At 66.6% G+C, this 20029-nt stretch carries 17 protein-coding genes; 3 read left to right on the top strand and 14 right to left on the bottom strand.

Translation table 11 applies throughout. The annotated features are described in order from the left end of the window. Positions 1–66: 66 nt before the first annotated feature. The 3 genes from C3E99_RS01675 to C3E99_RS01665 are packed head-to-tail and all read right to left on the bottom strand — an operon-like array spanning position 67 to position 3395. On the bottom strand, positions 67–867 hold the full coding sequence (locus C3E99_RS01675) for an SDR family NAD(P)-dependent oxidoreductase (RefSeq protein ID WP_076074047.1): 801 nt from the start codon (positions 865–867) through the stop codon (positions 67–69). After that, on the bottom strand, positions 864–2483 hold the full coding sequence (locus C3E99_RS01670; RefSeq protein WP_076074045.1) for an AMP-binding protein: 1620 nt from the start codon (positions 2481–2483) through the stop codon (positions 864–866). The genes C3E99_RS01675 and C3E99_RS01670 overlap by 4 nt, the downstream gene beginning before the upstream one ends. A gap of 48 nt (positions 2484–2531) precedes the next feature. Continuing rightward, a complete protein-coding gene (locus C3E99_RS01665) occupies positions 2532–3395 on the bottom strand; it encodes an enoyl-CoA hydratase-related protein (RefSeq protein WP_067181310.1) in 864 nt (287 codons plus the stop codon). A gap of 144 nt (positions 3396–3539) precedes the next feature. On the opposite strand from C3E99_RS01665, the gene C3E99_RS01660 reads away from it, so the two are divergent. Further along, positions 3540–4007, top strand: a complete 468-nt coding sequence (locus C3E99_RS01660; RefSeq protein WP_076074042.1) for a MarR family winged helix-turn-helix transcriptional regulator — start codon at positions 3540–3542, stop codon at positions 4005–4007. Positions 4008–4013: 6 nt separating this feature from the next. On the opposite strand, the gene C3E99_RS01655 is transcribed toward C3E99_RS01660, so the two are convergent. The 5 genes from C3E99_RS01655 to C3E99_RS01635 form a co-directional block, all read right to left on the bottom strand. Beyond that, complete coding sequence (locus tag C3E99_RS01655) at positions 4014–5435, bottom strand: MFS transporter (RefSeq protein WP_158682045.1); 1422 nt, start codon at positions 5433–5435, stop codon at positions 4014–4016. A 115-nt stretch (positions 5436–5550) separates the two neighbouring features. Continuing rightward, positions 5551–7965, bottom strand: coding sequence for a TonB-dependent receptor (locus C3E99_RS01650; protein WP_104959321.1), 2415 nt, complete (start codon positions 7963–7965; stop codon positions 5551–5553). 123 nt (positions 7966–8088) lie between these two features. After that, the gene (locus tag C3E99_RS01645) at positions 8089–9552 is read right to left on the bottom strand and encodes an aldehyde dehydrogenase (protein ID WP_076074034.1); all 1464 of its coding nucleotides are present in this window, start codon (positions 9550–9552) and stop codon (positions 8089–8091) included. A gap of 82 nt (positions 9553–9634) precedes the next feature. After that, entirely contained in the window at positions 9635–10849 is a 1215-nt protein-coding gene (locus C3E99_RS01640) for a cytochrome P450 (protein WP_067105196.1), read from the bottom strand. Then, entirely contained in the window at positions 10846–11064 is a 219-nt protein-coding gene (locus tag C3E99_RS01635; protein WP_067105197.1) for a ferredoxin, read from the bottom strand. Before C3E99_RS01635 ends, C3E99_RS01640 begins: the two co-directional genes overlap by 4 nt. Positions 11065–11237: 173 nt before the next feature. Here C3E99_RS01635 and C3E99_RS01630 point away from each other — a divergent pair, with 173 nt between their 5' ends. Together C3E99_RS01630 and C3E99_RS01625 are read left to right on the top strand one after the other, a co-directional pair. Next, positions 11238–12920, top strand: coding sequence for a GMC family oxidoreductase (locus tag C3E99_RS01630; protein ID WP_076074029.1), 1683 nt, complete (start codon positions 11238–11240; stop codon positions 12918–12920). Between the two features lie 17 nt (positions 12921–12937). Next, positions 12938–14002, top strand: a complete 1065-nt coding sequence (locus C3E99_RS01625) for a phosphotransferase (protein ID WP_076074026.1) — start codon at positions 12938–12940, stop codon at positions 14000–14002. Between the two features lie 42 nt (positions 14003–14044). Here C3E99_RS01625 and C3E99_RS01620 read toward each other — a convergent pair whose 3' ends face one another. The 6 genes from C3E99_RS01620 to C3E99_RS01595 form a co-directional block, all read right to left on the bottom strand. Further along, the gene (locus C3E99_RS01620; RefSeq protein WP_104959320.1) at positions 14045–15445 is read right to left on the bottom strand and encodes a hypothetical protein; all 1401 of its coding nucleotides are present in this window, start codon (positions 15443–15445) and stop codon (positions 14045–14047) included. Between the two features lie 78 nt (positions 15446–15523). Beyond that, complete coding sequence (locus C3E99_RS01615) at positions 15524–16354, bottom strand: SDR family NAD(P)-dependent oxidoreductase (protein ID WP_067105201.1); 831 nt, start codon at positions 16352–16354, stop codon at positions 15524–15526. Between the two features lie 22 nt (positions 16355–16376). After that, complete coding sequence (locus C3E99_RS01610) at positions 16377–16784, bottom strand: MaoC/PaaZ C-terminal domain-containing protein (protein ID WP_076074021.1); 408 nt, start codon at positions 16782–16784, stop codon at positions 16377–16379. After that, positions 16777–17235 (bottom strand): MaoC family dehydratase N-terminal domain-containing protein, encoded by a 459-nt coding sequence (locus C3E99_RS01605; RefSeq protein WP_076074019.1) that lies wholly within the window; start codon positions 17233–17235, stop codon positions 16777–16779. Before C3E99_RS01605 ends, C3E99_RS01610 begins: the two co-directional genes overlap by 8 nt. Further along, entirely contained in the window at positions 17232–18422 is a 1191-nt protein-coding gene (locus C3E99_RS01600; protein ID WP_076074016.1) for a lipid-transfer protein, read from the bottom strand. Before C3E99_RS01600 ends, C3E99_RS01605 begins: the two co-directional genes overlap by 4 nt. A 35-nt stretch (positions 18423–18457) precedes the next feature. Then, positions 18458–20029 (bottom strand): AMP-binding protein, encoded by a 1572-nt coding sequence (locus C3E99_RS01595; RefSeq protein ID WP_158682044.1) that lies wholly within the window; start codon positions 20027–20029, stop codon positions 18458–18460.

Raw genomic sequence — 20029 nt, 5'->3', positions numbered from 1 at the left:
CGGCCTGACCGGGCACGCGCGTTATCGACTCTGGAATGCCGCCTATTCGGCGCAATGCGGGATCCATCATGCGAGACTGATGAACATGCCGCCATTCGCGAAAAGATGCTGGCCGGTGATGTAGGATGCGGCATCGGACAGCAGGAAGCAGACGGGATGCGCCGCCTCCTCGACCTGCCCCCAGCGCCCCAGCGGGATGCGGGCGAGCGTCGCGGCCCCGAATCGCTCGCCGCGTATCGTCTCGGTCATCGCGGTTTCGATCACGCCGAAGCCGACGCTGTTGCACCGCACGCCGAAACGCCCCCATTCGCGCGCGGTCGCCATCGTCATGCCGAGGAGCCCGCTTTTCGCGGCGGCATAGTTGAGCTGTCCGACCGTTCCCGTTCGACCGGCGTCCGACGAGATGTTGACGATCGCCCCGCCGGGATGTCCCGCCTCGGCGCGCGCCAGCATGTGCTCGCCGACGAGCTGCGTCCAGATGAAGGTGCCGGTCAGGTGGACATCGATGACCTCGCGCCACTGCTGCATCGTCATCTTCTCGATCAGCGCCGGGCGCAGGATTCCGGCGTTGTTGACGAGGCCGTCGATGCGTCCGAAGCGCTCCAGCGTGGCGTCGACGCATCGTGCGGCGGCCGCCTCGTCCACCACGTCGGCGACCGCGCCCATCAGCCGGGCGCCATGCTGCGCCTCCAGTTCCTCCAGCCCCGCGGGGTCGCGGTCGACGACCGTCACGCTCGCTCCGAGCGCCAGGACGCCTTCGGCGATCGCCCGGCCGACCCCGCGCCCGCCGCCGGTGACGACGACATGGCGTCCGGCGAGCGAAATCGCGTCCGCGCCGACGGCGGCGGTGATGCCCGCGCCGCTCATGCGCCCAGATACCCGGCTGCGGAAACGTCCCACGTTCCGGGGCTGTTCCAGGCCTCGCGCAGCTTGAACCGCTGCACCCGCTCGCTGCCGAACGTGCGCGGCAGTTCGTCGACAATCTCGATATATTTCGGCATCATGTAGGTCGGCAGCGTCTCCGCCGAATAGGCGGCGATGTCGGCCGGCGCGATGGCCGATCCGCTGTCTTTCACGATCACAAGCTTCACCTCGTCTTCCCCCAGCTCCGAAGGCACCGCGATCGCGCTGCACTCCGCGACACCCGGCATCTGGCGGATCACCGTCTCTATCTCGCTGGGCGCGATGCCCATCGCGCGCCGCCGGATCAGGTCGCGCTTGCGTTCGACGAACCAGTAATGGCCTTCGGCGTCGCGGCGGAAATAGTCGCCGAAATGCACCCATCCGCCGCGCACCTTCTCCGCCGACGCCTCGGGGTCGTTGAAGTAGGTGACGACCGGCGCGAAATCGCGCGCGCGCATGATGAGTTCGCCGATCTCCCCATCCGGAACGTCGCGGTCGTCGTCGTCGACGATACGCGCCTCATATTCCTTCCACGGCCTGCCGACCGATCCCGGCGGCGCGCTTCCGTCGTTGGTCATCCAGCACCCGCCCGAATCCACCGAGGAATAGCATTCGAAGATCTGCGCATTGAACCGCTCCTCGAACGGCACCCAGGCATCGGCCGGCATCGCCGCCGACGTGACGACGATCCTGCCGTGGGCGCCGTCTTCCGGCTTTTTCGGCTGGTTCAGCAACATGCGCGGCATGGTGCCCATCAGGTGGATATGATCGCATTTCCGGTCATGGAAATCCTGCCAGAGCCGGCTGGCGCTGAAGCGCGGGGGGATGACCACCGAGCCGCCGAGCGCGAAGGCGATGCACGTCTGCCACACCGCCGCCGTATAGCCCCAGGACAGGGCGATATAGACTTTCGGCGGATGGTCGAAACAGCCCCATTTGCGCGCCGCGATCAGGCCGCCGCCCGCCCATGACTGGCCAAGGACGACTCCCTTCGCCTCGCCCGTGGTTCCCGATGTGCCCATGATCAGGGCGGGATCGGTGCTCGCCGGATAATCGCGCGCCAGAAAGGGCGCCACGCCGTGCCCCGCGTCGACCGCGGCGCAGAATTCGGGGCCATGGCCATCGAGGACGGCCGGCGGCGAGGCGGCCGCCGCGGCGGCTTCGCACGCCGCTTCGAAGCAGGCTTCGTCAGCGATCACCAGCGAAAGGCGATAGCGTTCGAACAGCCGGGTCAGCAGCGCGCCGCTCATCTGATAGTTGATCGGGCACAGCACCGCGCCGATCAGCGTGGTCGCGAGAAGCGTGTACAGGGCGTGCGGGTGCCCCCGGAACATGTAGCCGACATGATCGCCGCGCCCGATCCCCCGGCTTTCGAGCAGGCGGGCGATGCCGCCGATCGCCTTCGCCGCCTCGCCATAGCTGATCCGCCGGTCCTCATATTCGATCGCCAGCCGGTCGGCCGGCGCCGCCGCGATCTTCGCGACGATGTCGGCAAAGCGGATTCCGGCCGGATATCCGGCGGCGGTAAGAATATCGGCTATCGAGGGCTCGCTTTCGCGAGCCAGGGCGTCATCGTGCATGTTCGATACCTCGGCCAGGATTGACGGAAGCGGCGTCGCGGGCCGCGTTCAGGATTCGGCTTGCTTGAACGGCGCGTCGCGCCAGGCGATCGCCGCGTTCACGCCGTCCTTCGCCGCGATCTCGATGAAGCGGTCGAAAGCGGGCGTCGTGTGGTACATCGCGTTATAGTCCGCGCCGGCATAGACCGCGGTCCGCAGCCCGCCGATCTCGTCCCAGCGGTTCACGAGATGCTTGACCGTCGTCAGCGCATCGAGCGGAACGTTCGCGATCTTGCGGCACATCGCCATGACGTGCGCATCGAGCGCATCGTCCGACACCGCCGCGTTGATCATCCCGAGCCGTTCGGCCTCGGCGGCACCGATCATGTCGCCGGTGAACAGCAGCTCCTTCGCCTTGATCGAACCGATCTTGAGCGGCCACTGGCCGATCGTGACCGGGATGCCGTGCGCGCGCGAGGGCGGGTGCCCGAACCGCGCGCTTTCGGCGGAGAAGATGAGGTCGCAGGAACCGATGAGTTCGATGCCGGCGCCAAGGCAATAGCCGTGCACCTGCGCGACCACGGGCTTGCGATAGCTCCACAGATGAAGATGCCGGTCGGCCAGCGTCCGCAGCCAGACGCGGTCGCGCCACAGCTGCGCCTCGCCGAGATCGGCCGCATTCGCGCCCTTCGGGGGCGATTCCTCGAGATATTTGTCATAAATCTGGCCCATGTCGCCGCCGGCGCAGAAGGACCGGCCCTCGCCCTTCAGCCGGATCACCCGCACGGCATCGCCCGGGTCCAGCTCGGCCAGCGCGTCGAGCAGTTCGACGTGCATGGTTTCGTTGAGCGCGTTCAGCCGCTCCGGGCGATTGAAGGAGATCGTGGCGACCGGACCGTCGATTTCGACCTTGATCTCTTTAAATTCGGGCATGATTTCCTCTCCACCGTCGAACTAGTATGGTTCTATACCATACGAAATCGGGTGGCAAGGCCGATTTTGCGGGACACGCCCCTTGACCAAATGGGATTGCGCGATGAAGTATGCTTGAATACGAAACAGATGGCCGGAGAACAAATGACACGCCATTCCGAAAAATATGACCAGTGGGACGTCGAACTGGGGGTTCTGATGCACGACGTCGCGCGTCTGCGACGGGTCGTGTTCGACAAGGATATGAAACCCCTGGGCGTCACCCGGTCGCATGCATGGGTGCTCGCGCGCCTGGGGGCGGAGGACGGGCTGAGCCAGGTCGAACTCGCCGCGGTGCTGAGCGTCGGCAAGGCAGCGCTGGGCGGGATTCTCGACGGGCTCGAGGCCTCCGACCTGATCAGCCGGAGCGACGACCCCGTCGACCGGCGCGTCCGGCGCGTCTATGTGACCGACAAGGGCCGGCAGGCGATCCGGGCGATGCGTCAGCGGCTGCGCCCGCTGAGCGAGCGCATCCTGCGCAACGTGAAGGCCGAGGATCGGGACAATCTGCTGCAGTCGCTGCAGACCGTGAAATCGAACCTGCTCGAACTGGCGAACGAAGACCCCGAATAAGCGGCGCTACGCCGCGGCCGGACGGGGCGCGGCCGCTTCCTTCTTCAGTGCGGCGGCCATCGCGATCGCCGCCACCCCCGCCGCCGCCATGATGATCAGCGCCAGGACATAGGCACGCCCGTCGGGATAGGCGGGGCTTCCGCCCGCTTCGAGGGCGATCGTCGACGATGCGAGGGTAAGCAGCACGACCTGCGAGCCGATCGCCTGGAAGATCGCGCGGAGGACGCTCGACAGGCCGGCCGCCTCGCTCGTCCGGTCGGTGGGCGCGGCGAGGACGATGATGTTGCCGACGGTCGCATAGAGCATCGATATCCCGATCTGGATCACGATCCCGAATGCCAGCAGTATCGCGATCGAGGAGTGGTCGGCCAGAAGGGCGAGCAATCCGCCGGTCATGATCGACGCCGACCATATCGCCGCGCCGCGGCCGCCGATCCGGCTCGTCAGCAATCCCCCGAAGGGCGAGCCGACGGTGCCCACGGCATAGGCCGGGAATTTGACGAGCGCGGCGGCCGTCGCGGTCGCGCCCAGCCCGACGAGGGTCCATGTCGGCTGCTGCACGAGCATCGTCACGATGATCGTGGTCTGCATCGCGCCGAAGGCGCACATCGAAAAGACGCCGTTGGCCAGCAGAATCTCCCGGCGCGCCAGAAGGCGGATGTCGATCAGCGGCGCCGGATGCCGGAGCTCGTAGCGCGCCCAGAGCGCGAGCACGCCCAGCGCCGCGACGCCGAGGGCCAGGCTGCGCGGATCGAGCACGCCCCAGCGGAACGCGTCGGTCGCCGCCAGCAATATCCCCACCACGCCGGGAACGAAGAGGATGCCGCCGAGTACGTCGAGATCGCCCTGCGGCCGTGCCCCCGCGCCGCGCAGCGGAAAGAAGCACGCCGCGATGGCCGCACCGGCGAGAGCGAGACCGAAGCTGAGGGCGAACATCCAGCGCCATGAGATATGATCGACGATGATCGCGCCAGCCAGAAATCCCAGGCCGGCGCCCAGCGACGCCGTCCCCGCGAGTACGCCGATCCCGATCGGCAGCATCGGCGCCGGAAGGTGCAGGCGCGCCAGGCCGAAGCAGAGCGGCAGCACCGCGCCTGCCGATCCCTGCAATGCCCGGCCGGCGATCAGCCATGCCAGCGTCGGCGCCCATGCGGCCATCGCGGAGCCGATGGCGGAGAGCATGAGCATGATGACGAGGATGCGCGCCCTTCCATACAGGTCGCCAAGGCGCGCGCAGACCGCCGCGAAGGCGGCCGAGCCGACAAGATAGCCGGTGACGAGCCAACTCACCCCGATCGGATCGGGAAATTCGCGCAGCAGGGTCGGCAAGGCGGCGAACACCATGCTCGTTTCGTAGGATGCAGACAATTCGGCCAGCACGAGTGCGGTCAGTGCCAGATAGGGAAACCACTTGCTTGACCTGTCCACGCGCGATTCCTTGTCAGCTTGCCACGCCATCCTGCCGCCCGGGCCGCGCCGGGCAACCGAAAAAGGGCGGCCGCCGGAAATCGGGGGCCGCCCGGTCGAGCCGCATCCGGTCGGCCTATTCCCCGCCGAACGACTTGCGGAACGAGATCCCGAACATGCGCGGTTCCCGCGTCACGGCCAGCTGGGGTCCGCCACCGCCGGCGCGGGTCGAGCCCAGTATCTGATATTTCTTGTTGAGCGCGTTCGTCGCGAACAGGGCGATCGTGACGTCGGCCGATTCGATCGTGTAATCGAGGCGCAGGTTGAGCAGGCCGACGTCGCTGCGGACCAGTTCGTCGACGAGCGCGACGGGAAGGGCCTGATCGACGAGGCGGGGGGTCGGCCGGGCGCCGGCTGCCCACGACCAGTCGGCCTGCATCGCGATGCGCGCATTGGGCGCAAAGAACTGATACCGGGCGTTCAACGTATAGGTCCAGGGCGGATTCGGGAAATGTTCGCCGCTGGCGTCGACGACCTGATTGAGCCGGTTCAGCGCGGTCGGATAGGAGTTATACTTGCCGTCCAGATAGGCCACCGTGCCGCCGAGCGACAGGCCCTGCGCGGGCTGCAGCGTCACATCGGCCTCGAAGCCGCGTATCCGCGCACGCGCGGCGTTGGTCGTCAGCACGGTGTTGACGTTGCCGACCGGAACGATCGCGGTTTCCTGCTTGTTCGAATAGCGCGTCGTATAGGCGGCGATATTGGTGCGCAGCAGGCCGTCCAGCAGCCGTCCCTTCATCCCTACTTCGATCTCGCGTGCCTTTTCCGGCTGGAACGGCGGAGCGATCGGCCGGGTGTCGAAGCCGCCGCCCTTGAAGCCCTGCGAAATCTTCGCATAGAGCAGCACGTCGTCGGTGATCTGGTTGCTGATGCTGGCGAGCCACGACCAGCCTTCGAAGGTCGCCCGGCGCGTGACGGCGCATTGCATCGGATCGGTAACGACGGCGGTCGAGGTCGTGTTGCACTGATAGAGGCCCGTCGAGGGCGCGAAACGATTGTTGAGCTGGGTCAGCCCCTTCGTCTCGCGGTTGTAGCGGAGCCCGCCGGTCAGCGTGATCCGGTCGGACAGCCGCACGTCGTTCTGGGTGAAGATCGACCAGCTGCGGTTGATGATGTCGATCACATGGGTCTGGTTGATCGTATAGGGGTTCCCCTGCACGACGCGGATCTGGTCCGCCCACAGATTGTTCGTCGACGAATCGTCGCCCTTCTCGTCGCTGACGAACCCGCCGACCAGCCAGGTCAGCGGCCCCGCCTCGCCGGTGAGGTTCAGCTCCTGCGTGAACAGCCGGTCCTTGACCAGCGCGTACGGCGGGAAATAGTTCGGCCCCGGGCTGTCGGCGCCATAGAGCAGCAGATTGAAGCGGGTGCCGTCGAGGTCCATCTGACGATCGTTCTTGAACCGGCGGAAGCCCGAAATCGATTTGATGCTGACCGCGTCGCTGATGTCGTAGGCGATGGTCAGCCCGACCGACACCGCATCCAGATCGTCGAATTGCTTGTCGTTGATGTCGGACGTGAAGAAGTCCGCGGTTCCGCGATTCACCGCGTCCTGCAGGGCGGCGCGCGCCGCCGTGATGCTCGCCGGCAATGTCGGGTCGAGCCCCAGGTCGATCGCGACCTGCTGGTCGGCGTTCGTCATCGGGAGGTAGAAGCGCGGGGTGAGCAGCGGGCCGTTTTCCCGAATGCGCAGGACGTCGGCCTTCAGGCCGATCGACAGATTGCTCGTCGGGTCGAATTGCAGCGACCCCCGAATATAGGTCTGGTTCTTGTTGCCGCCGACATCCTGACCGGTGATGCGCGATGTCCCGTAGCCGTCGCGGGTCCAGTTCTGGAAGGCGATGCGCGCCGCGAGCTTGTCGTCGACGAGTTCGACATTCATCGCGCCGTTGACCCGGCGGCTGGCATGGTTGCCCAACTCGGCGAAGATATAGCCGTGCTCGCCGTCGTAATCGGCGTTCTTCGAAACGAGGTTGATCGCGCCGCCCGTCGTGTTGCGGCCATAGAGGGTTCCCTGCGGCCCTTTCAGCACCTCGATGCGGTCGAGGTCGAAAAAGGCGGCCGACAGGCCATAGACGCGCGGATAGTTGACGCCGTCGACATAGACGCCGACCGGCTGGTCGAAGGTCAGCTGGATTTCGCTCGCCGCCTGGCCGCGGAGGGTGAAGACCGCGCTGCTGTCCGCCTGAAGGCTCTGCGCCACGCGGAGGCCGGGGGTGAAATTGCCGATGTCGAGCGCCGACTTGATCCCGGTTTCCTCGAGCTTCGCGCCCGAAAATGCGGAAACCGCCACCGGCACCTTGCTCAGCGATTCCTCGCGCTTGCGGGCGGTGACGACGATGTCCTGCGAGTCATAGCCATATTGGTCGGCGCGCGCGCCGGCGTCGGTCGGCGCGCTGTCCGCCGGCGACGCATCCTGGGCCCAGGCCTGCCCACCGGCGAGGCCGAATATCGAGCAGCCCGCAACGAGCGCAACTATCTTGGAACCCATCTTCCGTCCCTCCCATTCGGTGCGGGACTCCCCGCTTCCTTATTTGTTCGACAGATATGTATCGTTACATATGGTATGTGTCAATACGTTATCGAAGCATTCTTAATTCGGCCGAGCGTCCGTTCAGGGCGCCAAAACGACCGTCTTCGTTTCGAGGAACGACCGCAGGCCCTCCGCGCCGCCTTCGCGACCGATTCCCGATCGCTTGAAGCCGCCGAATGCGATGCCGAAATCGGGCCGCGAACCATTATGCCCGACGCTGCCGGCGCGAATCTGCCGGGCCACGTCGAGGGCGCGGTCGGCGGAAGCGGTGAACACGGCGGCGTTCAGCCCGTACAGGCTGTCGTTCGCGAGCGCGACGGCCTCGCGTTCGTCGGCGCAGGGAATGACCGAAAGCACCGGCCCGAACACCTCCTCGCGCGCGATCGTCATGGCGTTCGATACATGGCCGAACACCGTCGGCGCCACGAAAAAGCCGTCCAGGCCGTTGGAGGGACGCGCGCCGCCGCACGCCAGCGTGGCGCCCTCCGCAACCGCCCCTTCGACATATTGCTCGATCCGCGCGCGCTGCCGCTCGCTCGCCACCGGCCCCATGCCCGTCGCAGGATCGAAGGGATCGGCGACCCGGACGGTTTCGAAAGCCGAACGGAGCGCCTCCACCATGGCATCGTGCCGGTCGCGGCGGACGACCACCCGCGTCAGCGCAGCGCACACCTGGCCGGAGAGGAAGGTGGCGCCGCCGGCGATCGTGGCGGCCGCCTGCCCTATGTCGAAATCGTCGAGAACGATCGCGGCGGACTTCCCCCCCAGCTCGAGCGTGCAGCGCGCGACGCGGGAACCGCACACCGCGCCGATATGCTGGCCTACCTCGGTCGATCCGGTGAACGATATCTTGTCGACCAGCGGGTCGCGCACCAGGGCATCGGACGCGTGCCGGTCAGCGGTGACCATGTTGACCACGCCGCGGGGCAACCCCACCTCGTCGCAGATTTCGGCAAAGATATAGGCGGCGCCCGGCGCTTCCGGCGACGCCTTCAGGACGATCGTGCAGCCGGCGAGAAGCGCCGGCGCGCATTTGTGCATGATCATCGAAACGGGCGCGTTCCAGGGAATGATCGCGGCGACGACGCCGACGGGCTCGCGCAGGAGCAAGGCACGGCCGCCCACGGAGGAGGCGTGCTCCTCGCTGAAGGGAAAGCTGTCGGCGAGGCCGGCATAGGAGCGAAAGCCGTCGGGGATCGAAGGCATGACCCGGTCGGCATGCGTGGTCGTGATGCCCGTCTCCGCGATCCAGAGCGACTTGAGGTCGGCGAGCCGCCCCTCCAGCCGGTCCGCGATCGCGCGAAGATAAGCGGCCCGCTCGTCGTGAGTCATCTGCGTCCAGGGGCCCGCGTCGAATGCCTCCCGCGCCGCCCGCACAGCCAGCGCGATGTCGTCGGTTCCGGCCTCGGCCACCTCCATGAAGACTGTTGCGGTGGCCGCATCCGCGACCGCGATCCGCCGGCCCGTCGAGGCGCGCGTCCACGCCCCGTCGATATAGAGCGCGTCGGGCCGCGCCACGGGGGCGATCCGCCGGTGATCGTTCAAAGGTCGTACTCCGGCCGTTCGGGGGCTCCCGGCAACCCGCGGCAAGCGATCCGGCCGCGCCGGCGCATGGACCGGTCCGGGCTCACCATTCGAGCTGCAGCGTGTCGTGGCCCCAGACGGTGACGACGTTGGGAACGGGCTTGCCGTTCGGCGCCAGCCGGAACTCGGGGATACGCGCGAGCCATTCCTCGAGCGTGAGCGTGATCTCGCGCCGCGCCAGATGCGATCCGATGCAGCGATGCGGCCCCGCCCCGAAGGAGATGTTCCGCGTGCTCAGCCGGTCGATGTTCAGCGTGTTGGCGTCCTCATATTCGGCGGGGTCGCGCGATGCGACGCCGAGCGGCGTGATCACCCTGTCCCCCTTGCGCATGGCGACGCCGTGGAACACCGTGTCCTCGGTCAGATAGCGGCTGGTCACCACCGTGCCGAAGGCGCGGATCAGTTCCTCCACCGCCTCGGGAATCTCGGCCGGCGTCGATCGCAGGCGATTCTGGAGGTCGGGCTGCTCCGCCAATGTCGCGAAGATGAAGCTCAGCGTGGCCGCCACCGTGTCGAGCCCCGCGATATAGAGGAAGAAGCACAGGCCGAGGACAGCATCGTCGTCGAGCGGCCGATCGTCGAGCGTCGCGGTGACCAGATGGCTGATCAGATCGTCGGTCGGCTCGGCGCGGCGGCGGCCGATGATGTCGAGCAGATAGGCCTTGAGCGCATGCGCGGCGCCGGCGCGAACCGCGACATCGTCGCTGTGCATCATCTCGTCCTCCCATTTCCGGAAGGTATCGACCTCTGCCAGCGGCAGCCCCATCAGCCGGAGGAAGACGTTGACGGGCAGTTCGCGGGCATAGGCGGTCATGAATTCGCATCCGCCGCGATGCCGGACCGCCTCGATCAGTTCGATCGCGGATTCGCGCACGCCGGCCTCGATCTCGTCCATGCGCCGCGGCGAAAAGAGCGGGTTGATCAGCTTGCGGTACCGCATGTGATCGGGCGCATCGAGCTCGACGGGCATCAGCGGCCAGCTTTCGCCCAATATGGCCGAGAATCCCGAAATGCCGCGGCTGGAGAAGAGTTCGGATTTCTGGAGGACCTCGCGTTGCAGGTCGGCGCGCGTGACGATCCAGCTTCCGCCGTCGACGTTCCTCAGGTCGTCCGAAAGGTTGAAGAAGATGTCGGGGCCGTCGTGCAGCTTGCTGGCGGCAACGAAGGGGCAGCCGACCGCTTCGGTTTCGCGCGCCAGATCCCAGCGCCGCACCATGTCCGGCGCGATGTCGGGCCGCGACGGGCATCCGCCACTCACCGGCCCGCCTCCGCCTCTTCGCCGTCTTCGACGATGCGGATCGCCCGTTCCGGACAGGCGCGGGCGCCGCGGCGCCCCTCTACCTCATGTCCGGCGGGCACAGGGTTGATCGCCCGTTCGTTGTAACCGTCCGAATTGAGCACGAAGACATGCGGCGCGACCGCGACGCAGCGCGCATGTCCGCTACATTTCCCGACATCGACAATGGCCTTCATGGCTCTCCTCTCCACCAGGCTCCGCCGGCGTTTTCGCCGTTTCGGAAACGGGATTTATCGTAGCATCCCGATTTAGTCTAGAACAATATCGTATTGTGTCATACCTTTTTTTCGGCCAAGGTGATGTGTGAAACGGTCGCGACGGGCGGCCGGGTTGGAACGGGTGCCCGCCGATGGAGCCTGCGGTTGCGGATTATGTGATTGTCGGCGCGGGATCGGCCGGGTGCGTGCTCGCCAACCGGCTGTCCGCCCGCCCCGACGACCGCGTCGTCCTTCTCGAGGCGGGGGGAGACGACCGGCCGCATCGCAACGCCGGGCAGTGGCTGTCGAACCTGATGATCCACGTTCCGGCCGGCTATGCCCAGACGCTCGCGGACCCGAAGGTCAACTGGAACTTCCGCACCGAGCCCGACCCGTCCACCGGAAACCGCGTCTATTCCTGGCCGCGCGGAAAGGTGCTCGGCGGCACATCGTCCATCAACGGCATGATTTATGTCCGGGGCCAGCCGCAGGACTATGACCATTGGCGTCAGCTCGGATGCACCGGCTGGTCGTGGGAGGATGTGCTCCCCTATTTCCGGCGCGCCGAAGACCAGGAGAATGGCGAGGACGAATGGCACGGCGTCGGCGGGCCGCTGCATGTCGGCGACCAGCGCGAAAGATTCGCGGTCGGCGAAGCCTTGCTCGATGCCTGCCAGCAGGCTGGAATACCGCGGCGGGACGACATCAACGGCGCCGAACAGGAAGGCGCGACCTGGTATCAGCAGACCACGCGGAACGGCCGGCGATGTTCCGCCGCGGTCGCCTACCTCCACCCGGTGATGACGCGCCCCAATCTCGACGTGCGGACCAATGCGCTCGCCTTGCGGATACTCTTCGAGGGCGGGCGAGCGGTCGGCGTGGAATATTCGGCGCATGGCGCGATCCACAGGATTCGGGCGCGCCGCGAAATCATCCTCGCCGGGGGCGCGATCAACTCGCCGCAGCTGCTTCAGCTTTCCGGCATCGGCGACGCCAGCCTGCTGAGCGCCCTCGGGATCCGACCCGTTTTCCACAGTCCGCAGGTCGGCCGGAATCTGCAGGATCATTTCGGCGTGGCCACCGCCTTTCGGCTGCGTCCCGGCGTGAAGTCGGTCAACGAGCTGACGCAAGGGATACGGCTTGCGGGCCAGATCGCCCGCTATGCGCTCCGGCGCCGCGGCCTTCTGACCTTCGCGGCGGCGGCGGTCGGCGCCTTCTGCAAGTCACGGCCGGAGCTGGAGACGCCCGATATCCAGTTCCACATCCTGCCCGCGACCGCCGACCTGGCGGCGATGGGGCGCAAGCGGTTCATCGCGATGACGCTCGAACGCCAGCCCGGCATGACCTTTTCCGCCTATCACATGCGGCCGCAGTCGCGGGGTTCGGTGACGATCCGGTCGTCCGATCCGCGGGATCATCCCGCCATCGCGCCCAACTATCTGGCCGAGGCCGAGGATCGGTCCGTCACCGTCCAGGGCCTGCGCTGGGCGCGCGCCATCGCGTCGCAACCCGCCCTGCGGCCCTATATCGAGAGCGAATTGCGGCCCGGCGCCGGAACCGAGACCGATGCCGAGCTTCTCGACTATGCCAGATCCAGCGGGACGTCGCTCTATCACCCGGTCGGAACATGCCGGATGGGCGACGACGCCCTCGCCGTGCTCGACCCGCGGCTGCGCGTCCGGGGCGTCGAGGGTCTCCGCGTCGCCGACGCGTCGATCATGCCCCGGCTCATCTCGGGCAACACGAACGCCCCCGCCATCATGATCGGCGAAAAGGCGGCCGACATGATTCTCGCCGACCGCGACGGCCCGGGAAGACCCGGCACGGCGGCATGATTTTCAAGGACGGACAGATGGCAGCATTCGCACTTCCCAAGACGCTCGACGATTTCACCGCCGACTGGATGCAGCAGGCGCTGCGGACCCACGCGCCCGCGGCCAGGGTGCATGCGGCGAAACCCACCCTCGTCATCCAGGGCACCGGGACCAAGATGCTCATGGAAATCGTCGCCGAGGGCGGCACCCCCGACCGCCCCCTGCCCGCATCGGTCTGCGTCAAGGGCGCCTATTCGCCGAACAGCGAATATCTGATGCCGCGGGGCCGCTACATCAACGAGGCGGTCTTTTACAAATCGCTCCAGCCCGAACTCGGCATGCGCTGTCCGCAGGCTTTTTTCGCCGAATTCGACGCGTCCGGCCAGTCGGTCATCGTCATGGAAGACCTTACGCTGCGGGACATCCATTTCAACCTCGCCACCGAAACAGTGGCGGTCGACGCGGTGCGCAGCGGGTTGCGGCAACTGGCGAAAATCCACGCCAGATGGTGGAACGGGGCGTTCCTCGACACCATCACCAGCCTCGGCCCCGCCCTGCCGGGCGGCGGGCACGAAGCGCGGCAGCGCGAGCCGGTGACCTGGGCGAAAATCATGACGCTGCCGCGCGCGGCCCAGCTTCCCGCCTTTGCGCGCGACGTCGCGCGAATGGGCGCGGCGCTCGACAGGCTGCGGCAATCGCATCTGACGGAACCATTCTGCCTGCTCCACGGCGATCCGCATATCGGGAACACCTATATCGACGAGGAGGGAGCGCTGGGCTTCTACGACTGGCAGACGCTGGCGCGCGGGTCGTGGGCGCATGACGTGAACTATCTCGTCGGCTCGACCCTGAGCATCGACGACAGACGGCATTGCGAGCGCGATCTCCTGCAGGACTATCTGACCGAACTGCACGCACTCGGCGGCCCCGCGATCGCGCTGCGGACGGCATGGGAAGACTATATCCTGCACGATGCCTACGGCCTGTTCTTCTGGACCGTGAACCCGGTCGAGATGCAGTCCGAGGAAAACAACATCGCGGTCGCCGGACGATTTGCCGCCGCGGCGGCGGACCACGACTGCCTTGGCGCCCTCGGCGTGTAGCGCGCATGCAGCCTTGCGCCATTACAGGTCGGCCATACCCCGCTAGCGCTCGTCGCGACTGGCCGGGCACCCCATTTTCTCGAACTCCTCGATGCTCATATACTCCCCCCGGGGGAGGTAATCGCCCAGCACCGCCGCCTCATCGCCCGGCAGCTTCGTATTCTGGTTCGCATGGGAGAAACTGGACGAAGGAAGCAAGTTGCGCACATATATATAGGCGTCGTCGAGATGACCTGCCCCGTCGCCGACGGCAGACCATGACAGGAAGCCAACGCCGCATTTCGCGGTTGCATTCTTGGGACGGTCGCTGTCGAGGCTGCTGACGATCACATAGTTGCGATCGCTATCGATGGGAACCTGCTCGTCGTATAGGCAGGAGGTGGTCCGGGTTGTTGCGATGCTCTCGGTCTGGCAGATCGACCAGTAGCGCAACTGCCCCTCCGACGACCGCGGGTTGCGGTTGTAGGTTGTCGGCACCGTCGGCAATTTCCCCCGGAACACGAGTACCTTTCCGTAGCGGCGGCTCAAATAGGCAGCGATATAATTGTTGTCGATGTTCGGGTAGAGGCCGCCAGCGCGCGCCGGGGCCGTGGCGGGACGACAGTCGACCCCCGGATTCAGGCTGTACAGGCACGACGTCCGGAACTTCGGATTATAGAAGGCATGGAATATCGGCGGATTCTGGGCCGGGAAACCATCCGGCGCGCCGGGCCGGTCGCGAAGCGCCGCGTACTGCGCCTTAGTGGGTATCGGGATCGGTACGATCTCCGCCGCGACGTTGAGCGCGGCGCAAGCGGCCTTGCCGGTCATACGGCGTCCATCGGCGAGCACGAGTTCCGGGACCGGCAGTCCCACGCCGCCGGTCAGGTCTCGGTTCTTGTCGGGAACATACAGGCGGAAGATCAGGATTTGCCGATCGCTCGCTGATGCCTTCGCATATAATGTGTTGGATGCCCGATCTGAGGCAGGGACGGCTTCGTTCCGGATTTCCACGGTGAATGATCGATTCTTCTCACTCGTTCGCCGTTCGCCGGGAAGGAAGGGGTTACGCGAGCCCCGGTCGGGGGCAATCTGGTAGTCGGTCAGCGAATCAAGCGCCGCGCCATTTGCTTCGTAGGCGCTGACCGATTGGTAGCGGGCATGTGCGTACTGCCCCCTGAGCACGATCTTCGACCCGACCGGCATGGCGATGTTCGCCGACCAATATGCCGCTCCGGTATCGGGGAAGCCGACATTGAATCCCGGATTGTCTTTGACATACGGCCCAAACCAGAAACACGCACTGGCGTCCTGTCCGCGCTGCGAATGGGAAGCGGCCATGGCCGATGGGGTGAAGCTGGCGACCGCCAGGGCACCCAGCGACATCGTCAACGCCAAGCGCGACTGCCTGAGTTCGAACCGGCAGCCCGCATGAATGGCTGCGGCTATCGATCTGATCATCATACTGTCCTTTCGAGGTTTGGCAGCGCCACGCGGAATCGATCCTTCACCCTCTTTCTCCCGACGCCCGGCCCAGGATGACTAGAGACTGACGCCGCCGCCGACCAACAGGATTTCACCGCTGACATAATCGCTCTCCGGCGCGCACATCAGATAGACGCCGCCGGCCGCTTCCTCGGGCAGGCCCGCCCGGCCCAGCGGAACCGCGGTCTTCAGCATCTCCAGCATCTGGCGGGGGACGCCCGCCTGGATTTCCTGTCCTTCGATGCCGATGCGCGAATCCGGATCGTCATTAGGTTTGGTCAGCCGCGTCTCGATGAAGCCGAAGGCGACGCAATTCACGCAGACCTTATAGCGCCCCCACTCCTTCGACATCGTCTTGGTCATGCCGATCAGCGCCGATTTGGCGGCCGAATAATTGACCTGTCCGGCATTGCCGTTCGTGCCGGCGATCGACGAGATGTTGACGACCTTGCGGATGACCTCGCGGCCTTCTGCCGCCTCCTGCTTGGCGAACAGCCGGATCGGCTCGGCAGCGGCGCGCAGGATGCGGAACGGCGCGACGGTGTGCACGTCCAGCATCGCCTGGAACTGCTCGTCGCTCTGCCGCTGGATCACGGCGTCGCGCGTGTAGCCCGCATTGTTGACGATGATATGCAGGCCGCCGAACCGGTCGAGCGCCGTCTGGACGAAGCGCTCACCGAAATCGGGCGCGGTCACATTGCCGATGCACGCCGCCGCGCGGCCGCCCGCGGCCTCGATCGCTGCGATCGTTTCGAGCGCCGGCGCCTCGTCGAGATCGTTGACGACGACGGCCGCGCCTTCCGAAGCCAGCTTCAGCGCGACCGCGCGGCCGATGCCGCGTCCCGATCCCGATACGAGCGCAACCTTGCCTTCCAGTTTCAATGCCATGATATCCGTCTTCCTTGTTGTTTCAAGCGACCGCGACCAGCGCTTCGCCCGCGAGCGTCTGCGTACCGTCGTCGATGAAGGCGGCGATCGCGATGCGCAGGGCGCGCTCGCCGTCCATCTCGATTTCCTCCAGCACCTCGCCGGTGCAGCGGACCGTCGCGTAGAGCGGGGTGATCGCGGTGAACCGCACGTTCCAGCGCCGGATGCGATCCTGCGGCGCCCAGCTGCGCAGCGCCTGCGCAAGATAGGCCATCGACAGCATGCCGTGCGCGAAGACGTCGCCCATCCCGGCGTCGCGGGCATAGTCGCTGTCGATGTGGAGCCGGACATGATCGTGGCTGGCGCCCGCGAACAATGCGAGGGTGGTGCGATCGATCGGACCGCGAACGAGTTCGGGCAATATGGTGCCCACTGCGAGAGACTCAGCCATTGCGCACCACCGTCACACTTTCCATTTCCGCCACGAGCACGCCGTTCTCGTCGTGCGCCGTGGTGTCCTGAACGACGAATTCCAGTGCCCCGCCCTTCTTGGCGTAGATGTCCCGGGTCGTCGTCACCAAGGTCAGGTGGTCGCCCGCGCAGATCGGGCGGTGATAGGTGAAGCTCTGTTCGCCATGCAGAATGCGGCTCATATCGACGCCCATCCCGTTCACCGGATCGAGGACCGCACCGATTTTCGCGGGGACGGCCATGTTGAGCGAGAAGAGGTAGGTCGGCGGTGCCGGGAGGGCCCGGAACCCGGCGGCCAGCGCAGCCGCATCGTCGAAATAGACGGGATCGGTTTCCCCGGTCGCCTCCGCAAAGAAGCGCAGGAAGCCGCGCTCGACCTCCACCGTGCGGGGTTCGGACGCCTGCCCGATATGCTTTTCGCGATCGATCATGCCGCGCCGGCCTTTCGGTACAGGGTGACGACGCAGGCGCCGCCCAGCCCGATATTGTGCTGGAGCGCGACGCGCGCGCCTTCGACCTGCCGGCGTTCGGCCGTACCGCGAAGCTGGTGCGTCAGTTCATAGCATTGGGCGAGGCCGGTCGCGCCGAGCGGGTGCCCCTTGGACAGCAGGCCGCCCGACGGATTGACGACATGCTTGCCGCCATAGCTGTTCTGGCCGTCGCGGATATAGCGCTCGGCGGTGCCTTCCGCGGTCAGGCCGAGCGCCTCATAGGTGATGAGCTCGTTGGGCGTGAAACAGTCGTGCAGTTCCACCACGTCGACGTCGTCGGGGCCGATCGACGCCGCCGCATAGACCTGGTCGGCGGCGGCCTTCGACATGTCGTAGCCGACAACGCTCATCATCGATCGGTTTTCGAAGGCGGCGGCGGTGTCGGTCGTCAACGCCTGCGCGACGATCTCCACCGACGCATCGAGACCGTGCCGCGCCGCGAAAGCCGGCGAAACGAGGATCGCCGCGGCCGCGCCGCAGGTCGGCGGGCAGGCCTGGAGCCGCGTGACCGGGCCGTAGAGCGGCTTGGCGGCCATGACCTCTTCCAGCGTCAGCGGATCGCGGAACAGCGCCAGCGGATTGCCCGCCGCGTGCCGCCGCGCCTTCACCGCGATCATCCCGAAAACCTCGTCGCCGATGCCGTAACGCTGCTGATAATCGACGCCGGCGCCGCCGAACTGCTGGGCGGCGAAGGGCACGCCTTCGGCCACGCCCTGAATCTCCTCCTGCACCGACTGGTGCAGGTCCATCACCCGTTTCCGGTCGTTGAAGATCATGCCGATGGCGCCCGGATTCATCTGCTCGAACCCGACGGCGAGGACGCAGTCGGCGGCCCCCGACGCCACCATCTGCCGCGCGAGATACAGCGCGGTCGACCCGGTCGAGCAATTGTTGTTGACGTTGACGATCGGAATGCCGGTGATGCCGACGCGGTACAGCGCGGACTGGCCCGCGGTCGAATCGGCATAGACGTAACCGGCATAGGCCTGCTCGACCTGGCCATAGCCGATCCCGGCATCGGCCAGCGCGAGCCGAACCGCCTTTTCGGCCATCACGTCCCAGTCCTCGGCCTGGCTCGGCTTGGTGAAGGGGATCATGCCGACACCGGCGACGCACACATTCTTCATCGGTTCACTTCCTTGAAAAAAATGATGAAAATCGGTCAGGAGACGTTGGACGACTGCCCCGCCCAATGCCGCGCCCGCAGCTCGGCCTTCAGCACCTTGCCGGCGGCGGACAGCGGCAGGGCCGGGACGAACTCGAACGATTTCGGGCATTTATAGGCGGCGATGCTGTTCCGGCAGTGCGCCCCCAGTTCGTCTTCGCCGGCGTCCGTGTCGGGATGGAAGACGACGACGGCATGGACGCGCTCGCCCCAGCGGGCGTCCGGTACCGCGATCACGGCGCACTGCGCGACGGCCGGGTGACTGTCGAGCACGGCTTCGACCTCGGCGGAATAGACGTTCTCGCCGCCCGAAACGATCATGTCCTTCATCCGGTCGACGACGAACAGCGATCCGCCTTCGTCCAGATATCCGCCGTCCCCGGTGTGCATCCAGCCGTCGGCCAGCACAGCGGCCGTCGTCTCGGGCTGCTCCCAATAGCCGAGCATGACGCCCGGTCCGCGGACCAATATCTCGCCGACATCGCCCGCCGCGACGGGGCGGCCGGCCGGGTCGGCGACACGCACCTCGGTGCCGGGGATCGCCCGGCCGGCGCTGCGGTGCTTGCCCGTCCGGCGATTCTCGCCCCGGTGCATCTCCGGGGTGAGGAGCGTCGCCGCCGCGGAGGTTTCCGTCATGCCATAGGCCTGGTAGAATTGGGCGTGCGGGGCTGCGGCCGTGATGCGGTCGAGCAACGCCTCCGACATCGGCGAGGCGCCATAGAGAATCCGCTGCACGCCCGACAGCAGGCCCGGATCGAAACCCGGATCGTCAAGGACCATCCGGATCATCGCCGGAACCAGAAAGGCGTCGGTGACGCCCTTGTCGGCGATCAGCCGCGGCGTTTCGGCGGGATGGAAGCCCGGCGCAACGACCGCGGCGCCCCCGGCGAGCATCGTCGACATGAGCGCCGATGCGCCGGCGAGGTGAAAGAGCGGCGCCACGATGAGCGCACGACAACCATCGGGAAACACGCCAAGCGTGCGCACGGTTTGCGAGTTGCCGGCGACGTTCGCTCCGCTGAGCATGACCCCCTTGGCGCGGCCGGTGGTCCCGCCCGTATAGAAAATGCCCCACAGTGCATCGCCGTCCACCTGTTCGGGGGGGACGGGCGCGTGTCCCGAAAACTCGCTGGCCGGTACCCATTCGGGGCGCAGCGCGCCGGACGAAACGACTGGAAGCGAAAGCCCGCTTCGCGCGATCGCGTCCTGCGCCGCCTGTTCGAACCCTTCGCCCACGATCATCAGCGCGGGTCGGCAATCGGCCAGGGCAAAGGCATTTTCCGCCACGCTCCACCGGCAGTTCAAAGGCGTCAGCACGGCCCCGATCCAGGGGATCGCCAGATAAAGCTGTACATAGAGGCCGTCGTTCGCCGCCAGGATCGCCACCCGGTCGCCGCGCCCGACACCCAGCGACCGCAACGCGCCGGCGATGCGGGCCGCGCTCTCCAGCGTGCCGCCCCAGTCGAGTTCGGCATGCCGGGTTATGATCGCGGGGCGGTCGGCGCAGCCTGTGACCGCGGCGCGAACCGCGGCCACGCTGCCGCCCCCGTTTTCAACCGACCCGGTCAC

Source organism: Sphingopyxis sp. MG, assembly GCF_002953155.1.
Taxonomy (GTDB): domain Bacteria; phylum Pseudomonadota; class Alphaproteobacteria; order Sphingomonadales; family Sphingomonadaceae; genus Sphingopyxis; species Sphingopyxis granuli.
Note: the sequence above shows the minus strand (reverse complement) of the source record. Positions and strands in the feature narration are given on the sequence as shown.

Coding starts and splice junctions, on each gene's coding strand:
- C3E99_RS01615 (WP_067105201.1), bottom strand. CDS start 16,354: ATGGCATTGAAACTGGAAGGCAAGGTTGCGCTCGTATCGGGATCGGGA.
- C3E99_RS01670 (WP_076074045.1), bottom strand. CDS start 2,483: ATGCACGATGACGCCCTGGCTCGCGAAAGCGAGCCCTCGATAGCCGAT.
- C3E99_RS01665 (WP_067181310.1), bottom strand. CDS start 3,395: ATGCCCGAATTTAAAGAGATCAAGGTCGAAATCGACGGTCCGGTCGCC.
- C3E99_RS01660 (WP_076074042.1), top strand. CDS start 3,540: ATGACACGCCATTCCGAAAAATATGACCAGTGGGACGTCGAACTGGGG.
- C3E99_RS01650 (WP_104959321.1), bottom strand. CDS start 7,965: ATGGGTTCCAAGATAGTTGCGCTCGTTGCGGGCTGCTCGATATTCGGC.
- C3E99_RS01675 (WP_076074047.1), bottom strand. CDS start 867: ATGAGCGGCGCGGGCATCACCGCCGCCGTCGGCGCGGACGCGATTTCG.
- C3E99_RS01620 (WP_104959320.1), bottom strand. CDS start 15,445: ATGATGATCAGATCGATAGCCGCAGCCATTCATGCGGGCTGCCGGTTC.
- C3E99_RS01610 (WP_076074021.1), bottom strand. CDS start 16,784: ATGGCTGAGTCTCTCGCAGTGGGCACCATATTGCCCGAACTCGTTCGC.
- C3E99_RS01635 (WP_067105197.1), bottom strand. CDS start 11,064: ATGAAGGCCATTGTCGATGTCGGGAAATGTAGCGGACATGCGCGCTGC.
- C3E99_RS01605 (WP_076074019.1), bottom strand. CDS start 17,235: ATGATCGATCGCGAAAAGCATATCGGGCAGGCGTCCGAACCCCGCACG.
- C3E99_RS01600 (WP_076074016.1), bottom strand. CDS start 18,422: ATGAAGAATGTGTGCGTCGCCGGTGTCGGCATGATCCCCTTCACCAAG.
- C3E99_RS01630 (WP_076074029.1), top strand. CDS start 11,238: ATGGAGCCTGCGGTTGCGGATTATGTGATTGTCGGCGCGGGATCGGCC.
- C3E99_RS01625 (WP_076074026.1), top strand. CDS start 12,938: ATGGCAGCATTCGCACTTCCCAAGACGCTCGACGATTTCACCGCCGAC.